Source organism: Pseudomonas monachiensis, from assembly GCF_047345015.1.
Lineage (GTDB): Bacteria > Pseudomonadota > Gammaproteobacteria > Pseudomonadales > Pseudomonadaceae > Aquipseudomonas > Aquipseudomonas monachiensis.
The window spans coordinates 4065594-4090177 of the sequence record NZ_CP178857.1; the positions used below are offsets into that span (position 1 = coordinate 4065594).

General features: G+C 62.1%; 17 protein-coding genes. 10 read left to right on the forward strand and 7 right to left on the reverse strand.

All coding sequences use genetic code 11. The features are described 5' to 3' along the window. From ACMDB8_RS18290 to ACMDB8_RS18310, 5 genes are all read right to left on the reverse strand, one after another. Positions 1–882, reverse strand: a complete 882-nt coding sequence (locus ACMDB8_RS18290) for a CoA transferase subunit A (RefSeq protein WP_409078865.1) — start codon at positions 880–882, stop codon at positions 1–3. 11 nt (positions 883–893) lie between these two features. After that, positions 894–1784, reverse strand: a complete 891-nt coding sequence (locus ACMDB8_RS18295; RefSeq protein WP_056722365.1) for a VOC family protein — start codon at positions 1782–1784, stop codon at positions 894–896. A 235-nt stretch (positions 1785–2019) separates the two neighbouring features. Next, the gene (locus tag ACMDB8_RS18300) at positions 2020–2379 is read right to left on the reverse strand and encodes a DUF6124 family protein (RefSeq protein WP_409078866.1); all 360 of its coding nucleotides are present in this window, start codon (positions 2377–2379) and stop codon (positions 2020–2022) included. Between the two features lie 687 nt (positions 2380–3066). Continuing rightward, positions 3067–4188 (reverse strand): LLM class flavin-dependent oxidoreductase, encoded by a 1122-nt coding sequence (locus ACMDB8_RS18305; protein ID WP_116581264.1) that lies wholly within the window; start codon positions 4186–4188, stop codon positions 3067–3069. A gap of 124 nt (positions 4189–4312) precedes the next feature. Next, the gene (locus ACMDB8_RS18310) at positions 4313–5497 is read right to left on the reverse strand and encodes a flavin-dependent monooxygenase (RefSeq protein ID WP_409078867.1); all 1185 of its coding nucleotides are present in this window, start codon (positions 5495–5497) and stop codon (positions 4313–4315) included. Positions 5498–6783: 1286 nt separating this feature from the next. On the opposite strand from ACMDB8_RS18310, the gene ACMDB8_RS18315 reads away from it, so the two are divergent. The 6 genes from ACMDB8_RS18315 (at position 6784) to ACMDB8_RS18340 (ending at position 13458) form a co-directional block, all read left to right on the forward strand. Beyond that, positions 6784–7299 carry a flavin reductase family protein gene (locus ACMDB8_RS18315; protein WP_056722372.1) on the forward strand — a complete coding sequence of 172 codons (516 nt, stop codon included), beginning with the start codon at positions 6784–6786 and terminating at the stop codon, positions 7297–7299. A gap of 9 nt (positions 7300–7308) precedes the next feature. Next, entirely contained in the window at positions 7309–8988 is a 1680-nt protein-coding gene (locus ACMDB8_RS18320; protein ID WP_409078868.1) for an FAD-binding protein, read from the forward strand. Then, complete coding sequence (locus ACMDB8_RS18325; protein ID WP_056722377.1) at positions 8976–9731, forward strand: glucose 1-dehydrogenase; 756 nt, start codon at positions 8976–8978, stop codon at positions 9729–9731. The genes ACMDB8_RS18320 and ACMDB8_RS18325 overlap by 13 nt, the downstream gene beginning before the upstream one ends. Before the next feature lie 13 nt (positions 9732–9744). Beyond that, positions 9745–10827, forward strand: a complete 1083-nt coding sequence (locus ACMDB8_RS18330; RefSeq protein ID WP_409078869.1) for a 2Fe-2S iron-sulfur cluster-binding protein — start codon at positions 9745–9747, stop codon at positions 10825–10827. 231 nt (positions 10828–11058) lie between these two features. Continuing rightward, the gene (locus ACMDB8_RS18335) at positions 11059–11805 is read left to right on the forward strand and encodes an SDR family NAD(P)-dependent oxidoreductase (protein ID WP_409078870.1); all 747 of its coding nucleotides are present in this window, start codon (positions 11059–11061) and stop codon (positions 11803–11805) included. 72 nt (positions 11806–11877) lie between these two features. Next, entirely contained in the window at positions 11878–13458 is a 1581-nt protein-coding gene (locus ACMDB8_RS18340; RefSeq protein ID WP_056722382.1) for a FadD3 family acyl-CoA ligase, read from the forward strand. 97 nt (positions 13459–13555) lie between these two features. On the opposite strand, the gene ACMDB8_RS18345 is transcribed toward ACMDB8_RS18340, so the two are convergent. Next, positions 13556–14434: an SDR family NAD(P)-dependent oxidoreductase gene (locus ACMDB8_RS18345; RefSeq protein WP_056722385.1), complete on the reverse strand. Its 879-nt coding sequence runs from the start codon at positions 14432–14434 to the stop codon at positions 13556–13558. Continuing rightward, positions 14431–16173: an FAD-binding protein gene (locus ACMDB8_RS18350; RefSeq protein ID WP_409078871.1), complete on the reverse strand. Its 1743-nt coding sequence runs from the start codon at positions 16171–16173 to the stop codon at positions 14431–14433. The genes ACMDB8_RS18345 and ACMDB8_RS18350 overlap by 4 nt, the downstream gene beginning before the upstream one ends. Positions 16174–16439: 266 nt before the next feature. Between ACMDB8_RS18350 and ACMDB8_RS18355 the strand changes: the two genes are divergently transcribed. From ACMDB8_RS18355 to ACMDB8_RS18370, 4 genes are all read left to right on the forward strand, one after another. Then, entirely contained in the window at positions 16440–18017 is a 1578-nt protein-coding gene (locus tag ACMDB8_RS18355; protein WP_056722389.1) for a DUF1302 domain-containing protein, read from the forward strand. A 23-nt stretch (positions 18018–18040) separates the two neighbouring features. Then, positions 18041–19420 (forward strand): DUF1329 domain-containing protein, encoded by a 1380-nt coding sequence (locus tag ACMDB8_RS18360; RefSeq protein ID WP_056722390.1) that lies wholly within the window; start codon positions 18041–18043, stop codon positions 19418–19420. A 263-nt stretch (positions 19421–19683) separates the two neighbouring features. Then, a complete protein-coding gene (locus tag ACMDB8_RS18365) occupies positions 19684–21963 on the forward strand; it encodes an arylsulfatase (RefSeq protein ID WP_409078872.1) in 2280 nt (759 codons plus the stop codon). Between the two features lie 186 nt (positions 21964–22149). After that, complete coding sequence (locus tag ACMDB8_RS18370; RefSeq protein ID WP_409078873.1) at positions 22150–24438, forward strand: tetratricopeptide repeat protein; 2289 nt, start codon at positions 22150–22152, stop codon at positions 24436–24438. Positions 24439–24584 lie beyond the last annotated feature (146 nt).

The following is a 24584-nucleotide window of genomic DNA, read 5'->3' on the forward strand; positions in this document are numbered from 1 at the left end:
TTAGAAAATCGGCAATGGCAGTTCACGGATCGCAGCCAGGCCGCCGACCTTTTCCAGATACTGTTCGTGGGTGCAGTCGACGTAGTCGCGCACATAACCTTCCCAGCCATCGGCCGCCTGGACCGTGGCGTTGTAGGCTTTGAAGTGCGCAACATCGAAACCGTACAGCGGCGCGCACGACGACGGATGCGCCCCGCCCGGCACGTGGGCCACGGCGGTGGTCAGGTTGCGTTCCCAGAACACTTGATGGGCGTGGGCGTTGTCCTGATGGAAATACTCGCTGTCGACCAGCTCATCGCAGGTCACGTAGCTGTGGGTCGCGGCCCGCACGAACAGGTCGTCCATGTAGTGATCCGGACCGCTGATCTGACACACGCCGCGTGCATCGGCGCGGTCGACATGCACCAGCGCCGCATCGAGCTTGAGCGCCGGCATGGCGACCCAGTCCTTGCCATCGGCATAGGGCGAGGCGATCAACTTGATCTGACGGTTGTGGCGCAGCACATCGGTGCCCAGGCCCACGGCGGTCGGAATGAACGGCACATTCATCGCTGCGGCGCGCAGGCCAAGCAGCAACATGCCTTCATCGATCTCCATCACTTCCAGCGCCGCTTCCTGGCGCGCCTTGCGGAAGTACGGCTCCAGTGGAATGAAATCCAGGGACACGAAGGCGAACACCAGCTTCTTGATCTTGCCGGCCGCGCAGAGCATGCCGACGTCCGCGCCACCATATGCAACAACAGTCAGCTCCTTGAGGTCCGAGCGCAGAATCTCGCGCACCAGCGCCATCGGCTTGCGGCGCGGGCCCCAGCCACCGATACCGATGGTCATGCCGTCACGCAGTTGGCCGACGAACTCGGCGGTGCTCATTTGCTTGTCCATCGTCTTGTTCCTCATTGGCGACCGACACTGAAGTCGTGGCCCCAGTGGCTGACCACGGTGCTTTCGAACGGTGTGTGGCGGTCCCAGTCGACCACCAGGCCATCGCAGCCGTATTCCAGGTCAAACCCGGACGGGGTCTTGATGTAGAAAGAAATCATCTGGTCGTTGGTGTGCTGGCCGAGGGTGGCCGACAGCTTCACGCCGTTGGCATGAACGCGATCCAGGGCGCGGCCGACTTCGTCCAGCGCGTTGACCTCGACCATCATGTGCACGCAGCCGTGGGGCATCGGGCACTCGAAAATCGCCAGCGAGTGGTGGCGGCCGTTGTTGCAGTGCAGGAAGTGAATACGCTTTTGCGGCTCGGCCGGGTCCGGGGTGAAGCGGACTTTCATCAGGTCCGACAGGCCGAAACCCATCACCTGCTCGTAGAAGTCGCGGCAGCGTTCGAAGGCCGGGGCTGGCAGTACGACGTGGCCCATGCCGAGGTCGTTGGTGACAAAACCTTTGACGCCCACCGGCGAGACAAAACGGGCGAAATCCTGCAACGGGCCCCAGAAAATTTCGTGGCGATTGCCATCCGGGTCGCTGAAGTGCACCAGTTCCTGGACCTTGCGCAGTTCCGCTTCGGCGGCGGTGCCACGGATCACTTGCACATCGGCCTGCTGCAACTCGCTGACCGCCTGTTCCAGCGCCGCCTTGCCGGCCACCTCCCAACCGCAGGCACCGAAACCGTTCTCGGCGTTCTTCTGCACGAGGATGCGGTAATGACGTTCGTCCATTTTCAGGTACAGACGCTCATCATCGCCGCTGACCATCATGCCCAACACCTGGCTTGCGTAGTGGCGCCATTGCGCCAGGTCGCTGGACAGCAGGGTGACGTAACCCAGACCACGGATATCCATGGATGCACTCCTCGTTTTTCTCAGGCCGTGCCGCCCTTCGGCTGGTGCCGGGGGAGACTTTATGTAGGGGCTATTCAAACGGGTTCGGGGAGGGGCAACATCGTCCAATGGGACTAGCGGAAAACAGGCAGAACGCAATCCCTGTAGGAGCTGCCGCAGGCTGCGATCTTTTGATCTTGATCTGAAAAACAAAATCAAAAGATCGCAGCCTTCGGCAGCTCCTACTGGTGGATCGCTACTCTCGCGGATCGACTTGATCGAGCACGCGGTTCGCGGTGATCTCAGCCAGCATGACGCTATTGGAAATACCCAGCAGCGCATTACGGTCACCGCCCTCCAGATGATCCACCAGTTGATGCACCATCACATCGACCGAGGCCAGGGTCTCGACCAGATAGACCACCAGGGTTTCGGTCGTGGCCTCGGGGTCGACGCTGAACAGCGTGCTGATGGTTCGAGGGGTGGCTTTGATGTCGGCGGTCGAGGGGAAGTGGTAAGCGAGGGCACGCTCGGCGGCCTCGTTGAGTTTTTTTGAATCGGGTTCGTATGGGGATACTGGATCGGTGTCCGGCGGGTTTGGTGTGACTTTGAACATATCTCAGGTTCCTAATGATGTGCCAACCTCCTGCTGCTAAACGAAGAGGGTGGCAGCTGCACGCAGGTTAGCAGACCGGGGAACCTAAGAAGCCGGCGCGCCCAAGGGCGCCCTGCGTACAGCCACCATCAAAATACAGGCACAAAACCTGACTGATAGAAGCGTCGTACGACTTAGGTTATACCCGAGCTGCTAAACCCGATCACTGATGAGCAGTGACGCGAATCAAGTTACCGAGGGGCTCCAAGGCGCACAAGCCGGCGGATTCTGGCGCACCTGTAGGCAACGACGCAAGGCGTTGTAGCTTTCATCGAGTAACACTGACAGCCGTTAATCAATCCATGTTTAACGACCCAAAAACCTGTGGGAGCGAGCTTGCTCGCGATGGGGCCATACCATTCAACATCGATGTTGAATGTAAGACCGCCATCGCGAGCAAGCTCGCTCCCACAGGGGATAGGCGGTGTTCAACGCCTTATCTGGCAGGCATAAAAAAACGGGCCTTGGGGACCCGTTGGAAAGTTGGCCTGACGTCCGTGCCAGGCCTGAAATGCGATCAACTGTGGGAGCGAGCTTGCTCGCGATGGGGCCATACCAGTCAACATCGATGCTGAATGTAAGACCGCTATCGCGAGCAAGCTCGCTCCCACAGGGGGGATGCGGTGTTCACGCCTTTAGCGTCAACTTTCAACCCTTGCGGAAATGTGGAATCACCTTCTCGCCAATGTTCTTCAAGGTCTCCAGTTGTGCCCACTGCGGCACGGTGCCCATCTGGCAGATGAACAGGATTTCGTCGGCGCCGGCATCGATCAGGCGCTGCACGTAGCCGATGCAATCCTCGACGGTGCCGTAGGCGTGGTTCGGGTTCATCATGGCCATGGTCGGGTCGGAGAAGTCGACGCTGACTTCTTCGGAGGCGAAGCGCGACTTGATCACGCTCTGGCCGTTGCCATCGACGAAGGTGTCGTCTTTCCACTTCTCCGGGTCCGGACGTTCGCCGCCGCCGTACCAGTAGCCCAGGGACTCCATGAAGTAGCGCTGGCCACGGATACCGATGCGGCGCGCTTCTTCGTTGTCGTCCAGCACGATGGCCGGGCACAGCGCGGCAATGTGGCGATTAGGACGGAAGCCCACTTGCTTCTTCTCATCGCGGTTGTCGTAGGCCGTGTGATACACCTCGACCTTCTTGGCGATTTCTTCCGGGCCACCGAAGCCCAGCACCAGGGCTCCCATGCCACGACCGCCGGCATTTTTCAGCGACTCGGTGTTGGTGCATGCCAGGTACATCGGCGGGTGCGGATCCTGGTAAGGCTTTGGATGGATCGGGCGCTTGGGGATCTGCACGAAGTCGCCGTTGTGCTCGATCTCGTCCTGCACGAACATTTTCGGGATCAGGTACATCATCTCGTCGATCTGCGGCTGCAAGGTCGCGAGGTCGTAGCCGAAGGTGCCGGCTTCCTGCTGGGTGCCGCCCTTGCCCACACCAAAGTGCACACGGCCCTTGGACAACAGGTCGAGGGTGGCGATGCGCTCGGCGACTTTCACCGGGTGGTTCATCGCCGGCGGCAGGCAGACCACGCCGTGGCCGATGCCGATGCGCTCGGTTTTACCGGCCACGAAAGCCAGCATGGTTTCCGGCGCGGACATGTGCGAGTAGTTGCTCAGCGCGGTGTGTTCCACGCACCAGAAGGTGTCGAAACCGAGCTTGTCGGCGAGCACGGCCTGTTCGACGGTGTCCTCGAAAATCTTGCGGTCGCCTTCGCGGCTGGAGTCCACCGTCTGGGCTTCGTAAATCAGGGAAAATTTCATGGTTGATCCTTGTGCTTATTTGGATGCGCAGTCGGCGCCGTAGACCATCGCCTTACCGCCAATGCTCGTGCATCGGCGGGGCGCTCGAATCACGCAAACGGACTAGCCGATTTGTAGGGCAGCGTCAGAGGAAAAAGTCGCTGCTGTCCTGGCCCATGCTCACGCCGCCAAGGTTCCAGGCGTACTTGGCCGGGCTGTTGGCAACGTGGGCGCGACCGGTGTGAATGTCGCGGAACGCACGGTTGATCGGATGGCTGCGGAAGATCGTCGAAGCACCGCTGTTGAACATCAGGTCGCCAACGGCCTTGGCGCACTTGTCGGCCACCAGCGCCGAGTCGTAACGCATCTTCACCCGCTCGGGCATGCTCAACGGCTCGCCCTTCTGCGCGCGCTCGAGCATCAGGGCGAAGTTGCGATGCAGCACGGTCTTGCACTCGTCGACGCAGACCATCGCATTGGCCAGCGACGATTGCGCGGCCGGGTCCTGGACCATCTTGCGACCGTCATTGACTCCGACCCGGGCGCGGTTGTGCTCGACAAACTGATCCACCGCGCCTTGCAGGGCACCGATGGCCGAGGACGAAACAGCACGCACGAATATCTGCCCGAACGGCAAGCGGAACAGGGGCGCAGTGTTCACCTCGTTGCCCGGACTGTTCTGCATGAAACCGTCGAACGCGCGATGGGTGCGGTACTCGGGCACGAAAGCGTTTTCCACCAGGATGTCGTGGGAACCGGTGGCTTCCAGGCCCATGACGTTCCAGTTATCGAGAATCTGGTAGTCGCTGCGCGGCACCAGGAACGTCCGGTAATCCGGCGCCCCACCCGCCTCTGCCGACGGCACCAGCGCACCGAGGAACGCCCAGTCGCAATGCTTGCTGCCGGAAGAAAAGCCCCAGCGCCCGCTCAACTTGAAGCCACCCTCGACCCGCTCAACCTTGCCCACCGGCATATAGGAAGAGGAGATCAGCACGCTGGAGTCGCTACCCCAGACATCCTGGGCCGCGCGGTCGTCGAACAGCGCCAGTTGCCAGTTGTGGATCGCCACCACCCCTAGTACCCAGGCCGAAGACATGCAGCCTTCGGCGAGCGTCATCTGCACGTCGAAGAAGTCCTTGGGCTCCAGTTCATAACCTTCCCAACGGGACGGTTGCAGGATGCGAAAGAAACCGGCGTCGTGGAAATCCTTCAGGGTTTCTTCAGGCAACTGGCCTGCTTGCGCGGCATTCAGGGCGCGTTCACGCAGGATCGGCACCAACTCGCGGGCACGTTGGCTCAGACGCTGGCGAATCAGGTCTTGGTTGAGCATTTTTATTGTTCTCCTTTGTTCACCCCGTCCGCCGGGGCGCGCGTGCAACGGGGCGGGTGTAGCGCCCCTACACTGGCATTCAAACAATGCGCAAAGCGGCGGGCATCCCTCAAACGGACCATGTGGGATTGGGGAAAAGTTTTTTGGAGGTGAATCTGAAAAAGGAGTGTTGGCTGGCAGGCCGTCTTCGCGGGCAGGCCCACATTGAGTCCCCTGTTTTACTCGAGACTTGTGGCCACTGAAGATTCCTGTGGGAGCGAGCTTGGTCCGGGCGGCGTTCCGACGATGGCTTTGTGTCAGGCGACGAGTGTTTTGTGGGTGTACATATCCATTGCTGCGGTCACGGCCGCTTAGGGTTCCGCCCTTACGGCGGGTCACTTTGGAAAAGCCCCAAAGTAACCAAAGGGCTCTTGCCCCTGACATTCGGTGCCTCGCTGTGGCTCGGCATCCCCTCGCTCCGGTCCTGCTCCGTGGGCCCGCCGCCATCGGCCATCCATGGCCGGGGGCGGCTAACCCGGCATCCATGCCGGGTTGCCCACTGCGCAGAACCTCCTCTCGGCCTCACGAGGGGGCGTACACCGCAACAGCACCCGAGGCGGCCTACCGGCCGGCCTGTTCGCGGGTTTCGTTCGTCTGGGAGGTACCTGGTCGGCTGGCAGGCCGCTATCGTCGGAACGCCGCCCGGACCAAGCTCGCTCCCACAGGTGCTGAGTACATCTGTAAGGAATTGGTCGGCTGGCAGGCCGCCATCGTCGGAACGCCGCCCGGACCAAGCTCGCTCCCACAGAAAAGCAAAAGCAGAGCGGCGTACACCCACGCTTCTCACCACTCATCAGGCCGAGCGTTAGCTCGCCTGCAGCTCTTGATCTTGATCCACCCGCCCCCTCGGCAGGCTGAGTGGAGGTGTTCATCCGGGGATGGGCGCGCAGCGCCGTTCGACGCAGTCGAACTCATTGCATGTAGGTCGAAGCGAAGCCGACCGGAGGGCAATGCCCCCGGATGAATACCGCAGCGAAGGAACGCCGAGCCTTAGCGAGGGGCCGTACGTAAGGGGCGAGACCTTTGGTTCCTTTGGGCTGGGCCGGCACTCCGGCGTTTGCCAAAGGGACTCGCCGTAAGGGCGAAACCATAAGTCGCCGTTACCGCAGCAACGGATATGTACCCCATCAACCAAGAGCCTGGTCGGCCCAGAGGCCGCCAAGGCCTAGTCCCCTCGGACGATGTGACGACTGGACGTCAGAGCAAGAATCCATCGCACTCCCCAACCAACAAAAAGGCCCAGTGCGATGAACGACGTCAATCTCAAAGCCGACATGCTCCAGGCCATGCGCCGCCTGGCCAAGTCAGTCACCATTATCAGCACCAGCAACGGCTCCGAACGCTTCGCCATGGCCGCCACCGCGGTCGACTCCCTGAGCACCGAGCCGCCATCACTGCTGATCTGCGTCAACAAGACCGCCTCGCCCCACGCCGCACTGGCGACCGGTGCCGACTTCTGCGTCAACATCCTCGGCGTCGAACAACAAGACCTGGCCAACCTGTGCAGCGGCGCGATCAAGGGCGAAGCGCGCTTCGACCGTGGCAACTGGCTGACCAGCCCCGGCGGCATTCCTTACCTGGGTGACGCACAGTCGGCGATCCTCTGCCGCCAGGACGGCCACTTCAGCTACGGCACCCACACCGTGTTCATCGGGCGCATCCTGCAGATCCACACCACTGATGCCATCACCCCGCTGGTCTACCTCGACGGCAGCTACACCACCACCGCCAAACCCGCACCTTCTCTCGCTGTTGCTGGCTGAGGCCCGAACATGGACAGCCTGAACCGGTTGACGGCGTTGCGAGTGAACAGCGCCGACCAGTTGCCATGGGATGACCGTTGCGACTTGCTGATCGTCGGGTTTGGCGGTGCCGGCGCCTGTGCCGCCATCGAAGCCAGCACTCGCGGCTTGTCGGTACTCGCACTGGATCGCTTCGAAGGCGGCGGCGCCACGGCGCTGAGCGGTGGCGTGGTCTATGCCGGCGGTGGCACGCCGTATCAGCGTCAGGCTGGCTATGAAGACACCAGCGAAGCCATGTTCAACTACCTGCGCAAGGAAGTCGGCGACGCCGTCAGCCTCGAAACCTTGAAGGGTTTCTGCGAAGGCAGCCGCGATCAACTGGCCTGGCTGGAGCGCCAAGGCGCGGCCTTCGAAGCCAGCGTGCCGCCGCACAAGACCTCGTACCCGAGTGACCAGTACTACCTCTATTACTCCGGCAACGAAGCCGTGCCGGCCTATGCCGCCAGCGCCAAGCCGGCGCCCCGTGGCCACCGCACCAAAGGCCCGGGCATGTCCGGCGCCAGCCTGTTCGCCCCGCTCAAGGCCAGCGCCTTGCGTCACGGCGCGCGCCTGCGCAGCCAGTGCGAAGTGCGGCGACTGGTGCTCGACCTCGACGACAAGGTCCTCGGTGTCGAAGCCTGGCAGTTGCCGTCGGGTAGCCGCGCCGCCAGACAACATGCCCGTCTGTCGCGCTGGGCCGCCGCCATTCATATGTACGCTCCGGCGTTGGCCGACCGCTTGCGCGCCCGTCAGCGCCGCATCGAACAGACCAGCGCCATTCGCCAATTGATTCGCGCCGAACAGGCGGTGTTGCTGAGCAGCGGTGGTTTTATCTTCAATCGCGATCTGGTTCGCCAACACGCGCCGCAGTACCTGGCCGGTCTGCCGCTAGGCGCCACCGGGTGTAATGGCAGCGGCATCGCCCTGGGCCAAAGCGCCGGTGGCAGCGTGGCGCGAATGGAAAAGGTCAGCGCCTGGCGCTTCATCAATCCACCACTGGCCTGGGCTCGCGGACTGATCGTCAATGCTCGCGGGCAACGTTACGCCAACGAAGAAATCTACGGCGCGACCCTCGGCCACGCCATGATCGAAGAACAGGACGGCCGCGCCATTCTGATTCTCAATCGGGCGCTGGTTCGAGAAGCACTCAGTCAGGTCGGCCCCGGCAAAGTGTGGAATTTCCAGCGCCTGCCAGTGCTGCTCAACCTGTTGTTCAACGCCAAGCGCAGCACCAGTCTGGCCGGGTTGGCCAAACGCTGCAGCCTGCCGCCGGAACTGCTGCGCCAGAGCGTCGAACGCTATTCCCGCGCGGCACGGGGTGAGGTCGCCGACGAGTTCGGCAAATCCGCCGCGATGCTCGCCAACCTCGAACAAGGCCCGTGGTACGCCCTCGACCTGTCCTTCGACAGCAAACTTTTCCCCTGCCCGGTCATCACCCTGGGCGGACTGAAGGTCTGTGAGGACAGCGGTCGGGTACTGGACCACACCGGCCAGCCAATAGACGGCCTGTACAGCGCCGGCCGCAATGCGGTCGGGGTCGCGTCCAACCTGTACGTCTCCGGCCTGTCCCTGGCCGACTGTATTTATTCCGGTCGCCGGGCTGCCGCCCACGTGGCCGACCAATTCGCACTTCAAACCGCACGATCAGGAGAACAACAATGCAACGTGTAGAAGGCAAAGTCTGCATCATCACCGGCGCCGCCAGCGGCATCGGTCGCGAAGACGCCCTGCTGCTGGCCCGCGAAGGCGCCAAAGTGGTACTGACCGACCTCAACGAAGAAGCCGGTCGCCAGGTGGCCGCGGAAATCGGCGCCAATGCGCTGTTCATCCGCCACGACATCGCCAGCGAAAGCGATTGGCAGCACGTCGTTAAAACCACCGTCGAACACTTCGGCCGTCTCGACGTGCTGGTCAACAACGCCGCGATCCTGGCCCTGGGCAGCATCGAAGACACCACCCTGGAACTGTGGCAGAAGGTGCAGAAGATCAACGGTGAAGGCTACTTCCTCGGCTGCAAATACGCCATCCAGGCGATGAAGGAAACCGGTGGCGGCTCAATCATCAACATGTCGTCGGTGGCCGCGTTGGGTGCAATGCCGATGTTCTGCGCTTACTCGGCGTCTAAAGGCGCGGTGGCGGCGATGACCCGTTCCATTGCCCTGCACTGCAAGCAGCAGGGCTACCGCATCCGCTGCAACAGCGTGCACCCCGATGGCGTGAACACGCCGATGACCCAGGCCCTGGCCGGTGGTCAGCCAATCCCGCAGGAAGCGCTGGACCAGGACCCGATGAACCGCATGGCCGCTCCGCGGGACATTGCCAACGTGGTGCTGTTCCTCGCCGCCGACGAGTCACGGTTCGTCAACGGTGCCGAGATCCGCGTCGACAATGCGCAACTGATCAGCGGGCTCTGAGGCCGAGGTGAACATGGGCACGCAACAGCAGAACCTGACCCCGGCCGAACACACGACGGCAAGCGTCTCATTGCAAGTGTGCGCGGTGATCGACGAGACCGCCGATGCGCGCTCGCTGGTGCTGGACGTACCGCCAACCCTGCGTGAGCGCTTTCGCTACAAACCGGGCCAGTTCCTGAGTTTTCGCGTGCCCTTGGCCGGCAAACTGTTGACCCGCTGCTACTCCATGGCCAGCTCGCCCCTCGCGGACGCGCTGCCCAAGGTCACGGTGAAACGGGTCGACGGTGGCCGGGTGTCGAACTGGATGAACGAAGTGCAGGTCGGCGACTGGCTGGAAGTGCTGCCACCGGCCGGGCATTTCTGTCTGGACCCGCAGGCTGACACCGAAAAGCCCCTGGTCCTGTTCGGGGGCGGTTCGGGCATCACCCCGGTGTTTTCCATTCTCAAATCGGTGCTGCACAGCAGCCGGCGGCCGATCAAGTTGATCTACGCCAACCGCGATGAGGCGTCGGTGATTTTCAAGGACGAGCTGTGCCGGTTGATCAAGGCGCATCCTGATCAACTGCACGTGGTGCACGTCCTCGATTCGGTGCAGGGTTTCCTGACGGACCATCAGGTCCGTCATCTGCTACGCGGATCGGCCGGTGGCGACTACTTCATCTGCGGGCCGGGACCGTTCATGGACACCGTGGAGCGCACGCTGCTGGCACTGGGCGAAGCGGCCGAGCGGATCCATGTCGAACGTTTCGTCTCGCCACCGGACCCCGACGAGCTGCTGGCCGAAGAAGCTGTGGCACGGGCTGCAGCCATGGATTCGCAGTGCGAAGCGCTGATCGTCGAACTCGATGGCCAGCAACACGAGATTGCCTGCCAGCCCGGCGACACCCTGCTGCAAAGTTGCAAGGCGGCGGGCCTGGACGTGCCGTCGTCCTGTGAAGAGGGTTTTTGCGGGGCGTGCATGTGCGTGGTCAAGGAAGGCGAAATCCAATTGGCGCGCAACGACGTGTTGAGCGCCAAGGAACTGACCGATGGCTGGACACTGGCCTGCCAGAGCCGACCTACCGGTGCCCGGGTACGCCTGAAATTCCCGGATTGAGGCTACACCTGCCCCTGTAGGAGCTGCCGCAGGCTGCGATCTTTTGATTTTTCAGAAGCAAGATCAAAAGATCGCAGCCTGCGGCAGCTCCTACAGGGGACGTGCGTTCATTTGCGATCAGGCCGATTGAGGCGCTCTGTCGCCATAGTCTCAACGGACGATCATGTCCGGCCCGGTCTGCGGTTAGACTCGGCCCAAGCATTAGCCCACAACAATAAAAGAGGTGCAGTTATGGCTCGTTTGCAGAATAAGGTCGCGGTGGTCACCGGCGGCGCTTCGGGGATCGGTCTGGCCTGTGTGCGCCGTTTCGCCGATGAAGGCGCGCAAGTGATCGGACTGGACATCGGCAGCGCACCGGCTGACTTTCCCGGCCTGTTCATGACCCTGGACGTGCGCGACGAAGCGCAGGTGCAGCAGGTCATGCAAGAAGTCATCAGCCGCTTCGGGCGCATCGACGTACTGGTCAACGCCGCCGGCGTCGCCGACCAGGGCAGCGTGACCCAGACCACCACCGCCGCCTGGCAACGGGTGATGGACATCAACCTGACCGGCAGCATGCTCACCAGCAAATACGCGCTGGCGTCGATGGTTGAACAACGCAATGGCTCGATCATCAACGTCGGATCGATATTCGGCCTGCAAGGCTGCGACGGCAACGTCGCCTATAACGTGTCCAAGGGCGGCATCAACCAGCTGACCCGCTCGATGGCCATCGACTACGGCTACGCCAACATTCGCGTCAACGGTTTGTGCCCGGGCCTGATCGAAACGCCGATGACCAGCATGGTCCGTGACAATGACGCGTTCCACGCGTTTTTCGCTTCGCAACACATGCTCAGCCGCTCCGGGCAACCGGAAGAAGTGGCCAACGTCGCGCTGTTCCTGGCCTCGGAAGAAGCGTCCTTTGTCAGCGGCCAGATGATTGCCGTGGACGGTGGTTTCTCCGCCGGTCGCCGTTTCGCCCCGCCCGCCCAGTAATTCGTTATCCGGCCGGGCGCCCTGCCCGGCCTACTCCCTTTTTCGCAACTGTCTTCTAACCGGGGAGGCCCCATGCCGCCTGTCGCCACCGCACTGACCATCGCTCAACTGTTCGCCAACGCTGCCCAGGCCTACGGCGACCGCCCGGCCATCGAGGACGCGGGCCACGTCATCAGCTATCGACAACTGGACCAACTGCGCCGCCAGGCTGCCCGCGCACTGCTGGCCCTCGACGTACAGGTCGGGGACCGCGTGGCGATCTGGGCGCCCAACGTGTGGGAATGGATCGTCGCCGCCGGCGCCCTGCAAAGTGTCGGCGCCGCTCTGGTGCCACTCAACACCCGAATGAAGGGTAGTGAGGCCGGCTACATCCTGCGCGAAAGCGGCACCTGCGTGCTGTTTGCCATCGGCGAATTCCTTGGCGCGGACTACCCCGGCATGCTGGCGTCGGAAGACCTGCCTGAGCTGCGCCACATTGTCAGCCTGCGCAGTGCCAATCCGGGCACCCTGGCTTGGGAACGGTTTATGGATCTGGCGGCCGACGTGCCACACCTGGCCTTGCGCACCCGCGAGCAGAGCGTTGGCCCACAGGCCTTGTCCGACGTGCTGTTCACCTCGGGCACCACCGGCAAACCCAAAGGCGTAATGACCAGCCACGGCCAGAACCTGCGCATCGTGCGCGACTGGAGCGATATCGTCGGCTTGCGCGAGAGCGATCGCTACCTGATCGTCAATCCGTTCTTCCACTCCTTCGGCTACAAGGCCGGTTGGCTGGCCGCCTTGATGCGTGGCTGCACCCTCCTGCCGCAGCAAGTGTTCGACGTGCAGGCCGTGCTCGAATGCGTGCAGCGCGAACGCATCACCGTGTTGCCCGGGCCGCCGACGTTGTATCAATCGTTGCTGGCCCATCCGCAACGCAGTGCCTTCGACCTGAGTTCCTTGCGCGTGGCGGTGACCGGGGCAGCGGCGATCCCGGTAGAGATGATCCACCGCATGCGCGACGAACTGGGCTTCGCGACCATCGTCACCGCCTATGGCCTGACGGAAGTCTGCGGTTTCGCCACGATCTGCCGCGCCGGCGACTCCGCGGAACGGGTCGCCAACACCAGTGGCCGGGCGATGCCGGGGGTAGAAGTACGCTGTGTCGGCAACAACGGTCGCAGCCAGCCGGCGAACATTCCCGGTGAAGTGCAGATTCGCGGCTACAACCTGATGCAGGGTTATCTGAACAACCCCGAAGCCAGCCAGGAGATTCTCGACGCCGACGGCTGGCTGCACACCGGTGACATCGGCATGCTCGACGAACAGGGTTACCTGCGCATCACCGACCGCCTCAAGGACATGTTCATCACCGGCGGCTTCAATGTGTACCCGGCGGAGATCGAACAGTGCCTGCTGACCTATCCGGGCGTGGCCCAGGCAGCGGTGATCGGTATTCCTGACGAGCGCATGGGTGAAGTGGCGATGGCGTTCCTGCTGCCTGCTCCCGGGATGGAAATCGAACAGGTGCGGTTCCTCGCCTGGTGCCGTGAGCAGATGGCCAACTACAAGGTGCCGCGCCGGGTGCAAGTGCTGCAGAGCATGCCGATCAATGCGGCGGGCAAAGTGACCAAGAATGTGTTGCGCGAGTGGGCACTTCAGCCAGTCAATTAAGACCGGGGCCTCAAAAAAGATCGCAGCCTTCGGCAGCTCCTACTGGTGTACACCGATCCCTGTAGGAGCTGCCGAAGGCTGCGATCTTTTGCTTGTTTCAGACCACCCGCGCTGGATGCTGCTGGCGCGGGTCGCCGAGCATGGCGCGATGGGATGGTGGCTGGCGGCCTTCGGCTTCGCTGATGCCGTAGCCAGGGGCGATTTCGGCGGTGATCAGGGTCTGCCCGGACAACGCCATCAATTGCGGATCATTGAGCAAGGCATGAATCACCCGCCCGTTGAATTGCGGGGTTTCGGCGTGGGCCAGGAATGCCTGGTACTGCTCTCCATGCTGCTCGCCGGCAATCTTCGTGCGTTCGGTCAGTTGCGGGCCGAGCCACAGCGACAACGCCGCCACGCCCTGCCCCTCAAAATCGATGGCCATGTCCGCTGCCAGCTTGTCGACCCCGGCCTTTTGCGCGCCGTACGCCGGGCCATGCATGTAGCAGCCGGCGCCGAATGACGAGGTAAAGCAGATCAGCCCCTGGGCACTTTTCAGCAACAACGGCGCGGCGTAGAAACTGGCGATGTAGGCCGAACGCAGACCGACGTCGAGAATGCGCACCAGGTCCAGCGGCTTGGCCCAGAACGGCCCTGGCTCGATCAACCGGTCATGGATGAACGCGGCGTTGTTCACCAGCAAATCCAGATGTCCGCACTCATTTTCCACGCGGCTAAACAGCGCCTGAACCTGCGCGTCATCGGCGTGATCACAGACCACCGCGATACCGCGCCCACCGGCGGCGGTGATCGCCGCGGCGGTGTCCGCAAGCGAACCGCGCAAGGCATGCCCGTACAAATTCGATCCGCCCTGCGCCGGGGCACGACCGGTGACATACACCGTCATGCCCGCCGCCCCGAGGGCCAGGGCAATGCCCTGCCCGACTCCGCGACTGGCACCGGTCACTACGGCGATCCGTGGATGCTGGTTGTTCATTCGACACTCCCGAACAAGGTTTTCGCCGAAGCGGTTTCGCTCTGGCGCTTGATGTGATTGGCGGCCAGGTAACCGAAGGTCATGGCCGGGCCGATGGTCGAACCGGCACCCGGATAGGTGCGGCCCATCATCGAGGCGGCGCTGTTGCCGATGGCGTACAGGCCGTTGATCGGTTCGCCGTCTTCATGCAACACGCGGGCGTGCACATCGGTCAGCAGGCCACCCTTGGTACCGATGTCGCCGGCGTCGATGCGCACGGCGTAGAACGGCTCTTTGAGCAACGGCGCCAGGCACGGATTGGGTTGCACGTTCGGGTCGCCGTAGTAGCGGTCGAACAGCGATTCGCCCTTGTGGAAATCCTCGTCGACGCCCTGCACGGCCATGCCGTTGAAACGCTGCACGGTGCGCATCAGCCCCCCAGCGTCGACGCCGATTTTCGTCGCCAGTTCTTCCAGGCTCGACGCCTTGTGGAAGTAATCACGCAAATGCTCGGGCAACTGCCAATCGCGCTGGGCATAGCCCGGCAACAAGGCGCCACACGGGTATTTGCGGCGGAACTCGGCGTCGAACACCATCCAGCACGGCACGCTCGCGGCGCCTTCGCGGTTGTTGGCGTACATCGCGTAAACGATATCGGTATAGGGCGCGGCTTCGTTGACGAAACGCTCCCCCGCCGCGTTGACCATCACGCACCCCGGAAGAGTGCGTTCAACGAACAGCGCACGCTGTTTTTCTTCACCCTTGACGTAGGTGGTCGGCGCCCACCAGCTGTGCTCCATCAACGCGGTCCGCGCACCAAGGGCCTGGCCGGCGCGGATGCCGTCGCCGGTATTGTTGGGCGGCGTGGCACTCCAGTTCGCCCGGGACGGCTGCGGCAGGTACTGCTCGCGCATCGCCTGGTTCCGCTCGAAACCACCGGCGGCGATGATCACCCCATAGCGTGCCTTGACGTTGAGCAACTGACCGTTGCGATTGACCCGCGCCCCACCAACCCGGTCACCGACCAGCAGCAACTCTTCCAGCGCACAGTTGAGCCACAGCGACTTGCCGCGATCCTGCAACGAACAGCGCAAGGCACCGATCAAGGCATTGCCCAAGGTCAGGAAACGATCGCGGCGGGACAAGCGCCGGCCTTCGCGGTCCTTCCAATAACGCCACATCACCCGCAGGGTCAGGCGCAACCAGCCGGGGCCACGGCACAGCAGCACTTGCGCCTCTTTCATGGTCATCGCCATGCGCCCCATCATCAGGGTGCCAGGGGACGGTGCGCGCATGCGCAAGAATTCTTCTCCGAGTTCGGCGGCATCGAACGGTTGTGGATCCATCGAGCGATAGCCCGGTTTTCCGCCCTCGACTTCCGGGTAGTAATCGGCATAGCGCGGTTGCGCCTCGAAGCGCACGCGGGTGTGTTGTTCCAGGTACTCGACCATCTCCCGGCCATTCTCGACATAGGCTTCGATGCGCCCGTCGTCGATCTCGCCATGGGTCACCGCGCGGATGTAGGCAATCGCTTCGGCCGCCGAATCACTGCCGCCGATCGCATTGATCCGGTGATTGTTGGGGATCCAGATGCCGCCGCCGGACACCGCCGAGGTGCCGCCGTACTCGCCGCTCTTTTCGATCAGCAGCGCATTGAGGCCCAGGTCGTGGGCGCGCAGCGCAGCGGTCATGCCTCCGGCCCCAGAGCCAATCACCAACACATCACAGCACTCGTCCCATTTGATCCCGGCAGCGTTCATGCGATCACCCTTGTTCAGCGCCCATCAGGCAGAAACCGCCACCGCCGGATCTTCGCCCGGTGCAGTCGGTCTCGGGATTGTTCGCCGCGCGCGCCGGGTGTTCATCGTCCGATAAGACTAAGGCCAGGCCTGCTGCCACCCCGTACAAATCGCTTAGTCCGCTTGGACGATGTTGCGCGCAATTGGTGACTCCATAGTCGCCCACAGCACCAATCCCCCCCCTGAAATGCAGGTCGGGCAGGTCTGACCTGGGCCATGAGGACGACATGATAAAAACAATAATCGCCCCACCAACACAGCACACTCGCACACAGCTTGTTCTATTGATGCTGGCTGGCGGACTTAGCGCTCACGTTAACGCCATGAGCTTTCAGCCAAGCGAAGACTTGAGCATCGACTGGGACACTACACTGACGTACAGCCTCGCCTGGCGGACCGAGGCTCGCGATCACAAACTGACCGCGAACGCTAACGGCAACGATGGCGATAACGCGTTCGACAAAGGCAGCCTGATCAACAACCGCAGCGGCTTTCTCACCGAAGCCAACATCAAGTGGCAAGACGACTACGGCGTGTTCGTGCGGGCGACGGGCTTCTACGACAACGTCTACGATCAGGACAACGACAACACCACCGGCACTTCCAACTGCTTCGCCGGCGGCCATTGCAGCAAGCCTGACCGCTTCTCCCAGGACACCATCGACCAGCACCGCAATGAACTGCGCATGCTCGATTACTACGCCTATGGCACATGGGACCTGAGCGGCCATGCCTTCAACGCGCGCCTGGGTAACCAGGTGGTGAGCTGGGGTGAGAGCCTGTTCTATCCGGGCATTTCCGCGGCCCAGAGCCCGGTGGACGCGACCAAGGCGACCACCCCGGGCGTCGAGGTCAAGGAAATCCTGCTGCCGGTCGGCCAACTGTTCACCCAGTTCGCCCTGACCGAAAGCCTGGGTATCCAGGCCTACTACCAATACAAGTGGGAAAAGACCGAGCTGTTCGGCGTGGGTAGCTACTTCTCCACCACCGACTTCATCGACGAGGGCGGCTTCAACGACGCCTCCGGTTTTGTCACCCGTCTGAAGGACGACAAACCGAGCGACAGTGGCCAGTACGGTCTGGCCTTCACCTACGCCGCCGAGTCGCTGAAAAACACCGAGTTCGGCATCTACTACTCGCGTTATCACGACAAGACCCCATCACTGGACTTCGCATCGACCCTGGGCCGCTATCAGGTGCGCTACTTCGACAACATCGACCTGTTCGGCGCGAGCTTCGCCACCGTGCTGGGCGACGTCAGTTGGGCCGGTGAAGTCAGCTACCGCGACGGTACGCCGGTGATGGTCAACAACGGTTTCTCCAGCCCCGTGCGCGGCAAGACAATACAAGCGCAAACGTCGATGATCTACGTGCTTGGCCCGACGTCCTTCGCCGACAACACCAGCCTGACCGGCGAGGTGGTCTACAACACCGTGGTCAGCAACGACAAGTCGCAGCCAGTGACCCTGGCCCCTGGCTTCGCGCTGCCGGGAACCGACAGCCTGGTCTATGACCGCGATGCCTGGGGCTACACGGTACAAGCGAACTTTGACTACAACAACGTGTTCAGCGGATGGGACATGACGGTGCCTGTCACCTTCAGCGCCGCCGCCCACGGCGACAGCTCGATGGTCGGCTCGATCAACGCCGGCCAGAACGATAACCGCGCCAGCATCGGCAGTTCGTGGCGCTACCTCGGCAACTTCACCGTCGAGGCCCGCTACAACGCCTACCTCGGCAACGCCAACAACAGCCCGTTGGCCGACCGCGACAACGTCGCGCTCAACTTCAAGTACCGGTTCTGATTCCCCTGTCGGAGGAGCACAGCATGTCCAGATTCACCCAAACCTTATTGAGCACGGCATTGACCGTCGGTCTGCTCGGCAGTGGCCTGGCTTACGCCAAGGTCAGCCCCGAGGAAGCCGCCCGCCTTGGCCAGGACCTGACCCCGATGGGCGCCGAAAAGGCCGGCAACGCCGACGGCAGCATCCCGGCCTGGACCGGCAAATGGCGCGGTCTGCCACCGGGTCTCACGTTCGGTGGTGCAGGCACGCCGTACCCGGACCCCTATGCGTCTGAAAAACCCTTGTTCACCATCACCGCGCAGAACATGGACCAGTACGCCGCCAACCTGACCGACGGCCAGAAAGCTTTGTTCAAGCGCTACCCGGACTCTTTCAAGATGCCGGTGTACCCGAGCCATCGCGACTTCCGTGTCGATCAGCTCACCGAAGACGACATCAAGAAAAACGCCCTGAACGCGGAGCTCTCCAACGACGGCAACGACACCAGCAATGCCTTCGGTGCCTCGCCTTTCCCGATTCCGAAGAACGGCAACGAACTGATCCTCAACCACACCATGTCAGGGCGGTCCTTCACCGAAGAGGCCGTCTACCAACAGGCAGTGATCTATCCCGACAAAAATCGGGTGACGGAGAAGGTCGACTACAAGATCTTTTCGGTGTGGGCCGACCCCAAAAAGACCCTGGACACATCCGGTGGCATCCTCACGCACTTTTTGCTCACCACCTTGGAACCCGTGCGCAAGAAGGGTGAGATCGTCGTCGGTCACGAGTTCATCAATGCCACCGCCGAACCACGGCAAGCCTGGCAATACTCCCCGGGTCAACGCCGCGTGCGCCGCGCGCCGACCGTCGGCTACGACTCACCTAGCGGTGCGGGCGGCTTCCGGGTCTATGATGAAGATCGCTTGTTCAACGGCGCCCCGGATCGCTACAACTGGTCCATCGTCGGTAAAAAAGAGATCTACATTCCGTACAACAACTACAAGATCGACCAACCTGACGTAAACATCGAACAGATCCTGTCCACCACCGGTCACATCAACCCGGATATCATGCGCTACGAGAAACACCGCGTGTGGATCGTGCAGGCCACGCTCAAGCCAAACGCACGGCATCTCTATGCCAAGCGTGTGCTCTATCTGGACGAGGATAGCTGGCAGGCCGCCCTGGCAGACAACTACGACAGCCGTGGACAACTGTGGCGCACAAACATGCAAACCTCGATCTACGCCTATCACATCGAGCGTTTCCACTCCCGTCTGGGCATCTACCACGACCTGATCGCAGGCTCCTACCTGGTTGACCGCATGCTGGTCGATCAAAAGCCTGCCAAGCTCAATGCCAGCAATTTCGTCGACGAAGAATTCACCCCCGGCAACCTGCGCAAGCTCGGCACCCGCTAAACCTCGCCGCCCCGGCCGACGCGTTCAGCCGGGGCGGCGACGGCATCGTGCGTGCCAAACTGGTCGCGCCACCAACCCCGACGGCAGAACAGCAAAACCGATGCCTATCAGCTGTGGCAAGAATTCCGTGATCACGGTAACTGATGGCAGAATGACGACGCCTGGTGAGGCGCGGGAGACCCTGGGCGGTTCAAGCCCTGATCAGACAAGGCGTAGTGCGACGGCGCTCGTTCTTATAACAAGAAAAATTCTGGAGATACTCGATGCGTTGTTACCGTCAATGGCTCGTCCTGTGTCTCGGGCTCTTCGCAGCGTCCATTCGCGCACAGGAAACCCCACCTGTGCCTCACCCCGAGTACCAGGTAAGTGCACCAAAAGGTGCGCCCAATGTGGTGATCGTGATGCTCGACGATGTTGGCTTCGGCGCATCGTCAACTTTTGGCGGGCCCGGCCAGACACCGGTGCTCGACACACTGGCGCATGAAGGGCTGCGTTACAACAGTTTTCATACCACCTCGATTTGCTCACCGACGCGCGCGTCACTACTGACCGGTCGCAACCCGCATGCGGTCGGGATCGGCACGGTAGAGAACGTGCCTGACGATCGCCCGGGTTACAGCGGCTTCCACACCAAGGATACTGCGACCATAGCGGAAATCCTGCGCCAGAATGGCTACAACACTGCCGCCTTTGGCAAATGGCATCAGACGCCCGACTGGGAAGTTTCGCCGAGCGGCCCCTTCGACCGATGGCCGACTGGTGAGGGTTTCGAACGTTTCTACGGCTTCATGGGCGGAGAAACCGATCAATATGATCCGTCGCTTTACGACGGTACGACGCCGATCATGCGGCCGCCAGGCAGCAACTATCACCTGACCGAAGATCTCGCCAACCACGCGATCGAATGGTTGCGCGTACAGCACTCGGTCACGCCGAACAAGCCGGTGTTCCTGTACTTCGCGCCGGGCGCGACCCATGCTCCGCTGCAGGCACCGAAGGAGTGGATCGAAAAGTATCGTGGCCAGTTTGACCAGGGGTGGGACAAGCTGCGCGAGGAGACCTTCGCCCGGCAGAAAAAGCTTGGCATCATCCCGGCTGACACCGTACTCACGTCACGAGACCCACGGATGCCAGCATGGGACACGCTGACACCGGATCAGAAGCGCATCGCTTCGCGATTGATGGAGGTTTACGCCGGCTTCCTGGAACATACCGACGTCCAGGTCGGCAAGTTGATCGATACACTCAAGGCCAATGGCCAGTTCGACAACACGATGTTCATCTACATCGTCGGCGACAATGGAGCGAGCACCGAAGGTGGTTTGCTCGGCAGCGCGAACTATTTCGGCCCCATACAAGGATTGCCGGAAAGCGACGCGAGCAAACTCGCGCAGCTGGATAAACTCGGCGGACCTGGCACGCACGCGCACTATCCGGCTGGCTGGGCGTGGGCGATGGACACACCGTTCCAATGGACGAAGACCGTTGCATCGCATCTCGGCGGCACGCGCAACCCGATGGTGATCACATGGCCGAAGGGAATCATGGATCGCGGCGGATTGCGCAGCCAGTTCAGCCACGTCAACGATATTGTGCCGACCATCCTGAACGCGGCGCATATCAAAGAGCCAACCACGGTCAATGGCATCGCGCAGAAGCCCATGGATGGGACGAGCTTGATCTACAGCTTTGCTGACGCGAAAGCGCCCGAGCGCCACACCACTCAGTACTTCGAGGTCTTCGGGAACCGCGCAATCTACCATGACGGCTGGATCGCATCGGCGTTTCATCGCAGGCTCCCCTGGTCAACCATCAGTGGTTTCACAACGAAGAAGTTCGAGGAAGATCAATGGGAGCTGTACGACCTGAAAAAAGACTATTCGCAAGGCAATGATCTGGCACAGCAAGAGCCGGCACGACTCGCTGCGTTGAAGGATCTGTTCATGCAGGAGGCAGGGCGTAACCAGGTGCTTCCGCTCGCCGACCTCGCCATGTCGGGCTCCAAAGGACTTCCCGCGCTCCACGAAGGTCGCACTCGCATGACTTTCCACGAAGGTGCCGTCGGCATCCCTGAATCGGCGCTGCCCAAGACATACAACCGTTCATGGAGTGTGACTGGAATCGTCGACGTCGGCGCGCAAGCGCACGGAGTGGTTGCGACGGTGGGCGGCAACAGTGCCGGATGGTCGCTCTATCTCGACGCCGAACAGCATCCGATGTTCACTTACCGCCTTTTCGATCTGAAGACGGTGACGTTCCGCGGGGCCGAGCCACTCAAACCTGGCCGTCACGAACTTCGTTTCGATTTCGACTACGACGGCGGAGGTTACGCCAAGGGCGCAGCGATCCAATTGCTGGTCGATGGCGTATTGATCGGCAAGGACCATTTACCCGCAAGCCCGCCGGCTTTCTTCACGATCGAAGAAACCTTTGACGTCGGGATCGACCACGGCTCCTGCGCAGGTGACTATCCCGAGGAATCCGCGCCCGGCTATACCTTTACAGGAGGTCGGATCGAGGAGGTATCAATCGAACTGCGGTAGGTCGCAAGGGAGTTCAGGGCATTAGCCTCGTCGACTCATGCTGTGCACGCTCTTCCCGACCCAGGCTTGTTGAGGCGTGGGATTATGCCCGGGTCGATCTCGGTGCTGCTGCCGTCGAGTTTCGACAGGCCCGGTCAGCGAATAAAATGCCAAATAAAATTAAGCCTTAAATTCGAGGATCATTGCTTGTCGACCGCCAAGAACCTGTTCCTGGGGCTGTGCTCCTTGCTGCTGCTCAACCTCCCGGTGCATGCACAGGAGGCCGCATCGCCGCACTTGGCGAAAGACCCCGCCGGCTATGCCGACGCCGCCAGTTGCCTCGGTTGTCATGCCAAGCAGGCCAGGGACTGGAAAAATTCCGATCACGACTGGGCGATGCGTGAGGCGACTCCAGCCAATATGCTGGGCAATTTCAAGGATGCGCGGTTCAAGGATGGCGGTGTGCAGGCGAAGTTTTTCCGCCGCGGCGAGAAGTTCTTCGTCAACATCGAAGGCGCGGATGGCAAACCGGCGGACTTCCTTATTCGCTACACCTTTGGCTACAAACCGCTGCAGCAGTACCTGGTGGAGTTTCCCGGTGGCCGCCTGCAGAGCCTGACCATTGCCTGGGATACACGACCGAAGGCCGAAGGTGGACAGCGCTGGTTCTCGCTTTACCCTGGTCAGCGTTTTGCGCCGAATGACCCATTGCACTGGACCGGGCGCTACCAGAATTGGAATGCAATGTGCGCGGATTGCCATTCGAGCAACCTGCTGAAGAATTACGACGATAAAACCGACAGCTTCTCCACCACTTGGCACGAGCCAAACGTCGGCTGCCAGGGGTGCCACGGCCCGGCACAGAAACACGTCGAATGGGCCGAAAAAGCCAAGGACAAACCCGAGAGCGAAGCCAGGGATGTGGGCCTGCCGGTGGATTTCAAGGCGCTCGGCAGCCAGGGTCTGATGGAGCAATGCGCCTACTGTCACAGTCGCCGGCAGAGCCTGGGCATCGGCCAGCAGCCGGGTAAGCCGCTGCTTGATGCGGCGTTGCCAGCCACTCTACGGCCCGATCTCTACCATGCCGATGGGCAGATCCAGGGCGAGGTGTACGTCTATGGCTCTTTCGCCCAGAGCAAAATGTACGCCGCAGGGGTGACCTGTACAGATTGCCACGATCCGCACACCGCCAAGGTCAAGATCGAAGGCAACGACCTCTGTCAGCAGTGTCACACCCAGGCGCCACCTGCGCGTTTCCCCAGCTTGCAGGCGAAGAACTACGACAGTCCCGAGCATCATCACCACGCGGCGGGCTCTGCCGGCGCGCAGTGCGTCAATTGTCATATGCCGGAGCAGACCTACATGGTCGTTGACCCGCGTCGCGACCATAGCCTGCGCCTGCCGCGCCCGGATCTGGCCGCCAGGACCGGCAGCCCGGATGCCTGCACTGCATGCCATAAGGACAAGGAGCCGGCGTGGGCGGCCAAGGCCATCGAAGGCTGGTTCGGCAAGCCACAGCGGCCGCCGCACTACGGCGAAACGCTGCATGGCGCCCGCCAGGGTAGCGCCGATGCGTTGCCGCAACTGGCGGCAGTGATTGGCGACTTGGGCAAGCCGGCGATCGTCCGCGCTACCGCTGCCGAACAACTGGCGGCGCTGGGCGAGCCGGCCTTGCCGAGCTTGACTCAGGCGCTCAAAGACCAGAGTCCGCTGGTGCGTGCCTACGCGATTCCTGCCTTTACCGAGCTGGCGCCAGTGGAGCGGGTCAAGCGTCTGCTGCCGTTGCTGGACGACCCGCAACGCGCGGTGCGCGACGAGGCACTGCGTGCGCTGGCGGGTATTCCCCTGATTGCCCTGCCCAAAGAGCGGCGCGAAGGCTTCACCGCGGCCCTCGACGACTACGAGCGGCGCCTGCGCGGTAATGCCGACCTGCCCGGCAGCCGCCTCAATCTGGCCGTGCTGCTGGAGCGCAAGGCTCTGCAGTTGGAAGCGCTGGAGCAGTACCGCCAGGCGCTCAAACTTGATCCCTATTTCTCGCCGGCGCGGATCAACCTGGTGACGCTGGCAAACGGCGTCTTGCGCCAGGACGAAGCCGAGCAGGTCCTGCGCGAGGGCGTGGCACTCAACGAGATGCCAGCGAGCGATCGGGGCAACCTGGCGTACATGCTGGCGCTGTTGCTGGTCGAGCGCGGTAAGGCCGAGGAAGGTTTGCAGTGGATGGAGCAGGCCGCTATCGCCTTGCCCGACAACTCGCGGATTCGCTACAACCAGGGGCTGCTCCTGCTACAAATGCGGCGCCGCGATGCTGCGCGCACGGCGCTGGAAGCCGGTCTGGCGCAATCCCCGCAAGATCCCGATCTGCTTTACGCGCTGATTTATCAGCACGGTACGGGCGGCCAGCGCGAACAGGCGGTGCAGTACCTCCGGCGCCTGGAGCAGGCCGCGCCTGACGATCCGCGCCTGGCGCAGCTCAAGCGACAGATGGGCTTGCATTAGCCTGGCGTTGCACCCGTAGGTGGTGCAAGCCCTGCCCGGAATGCCAGGGTCGCAGGGTGGAATCGAGGAGCAACCCGATATCGCTTAGTCCAGTTGGACGATGTTGCATTGCAAGCGTGACTCCATAGTCGCCCCAGCTTCACTTC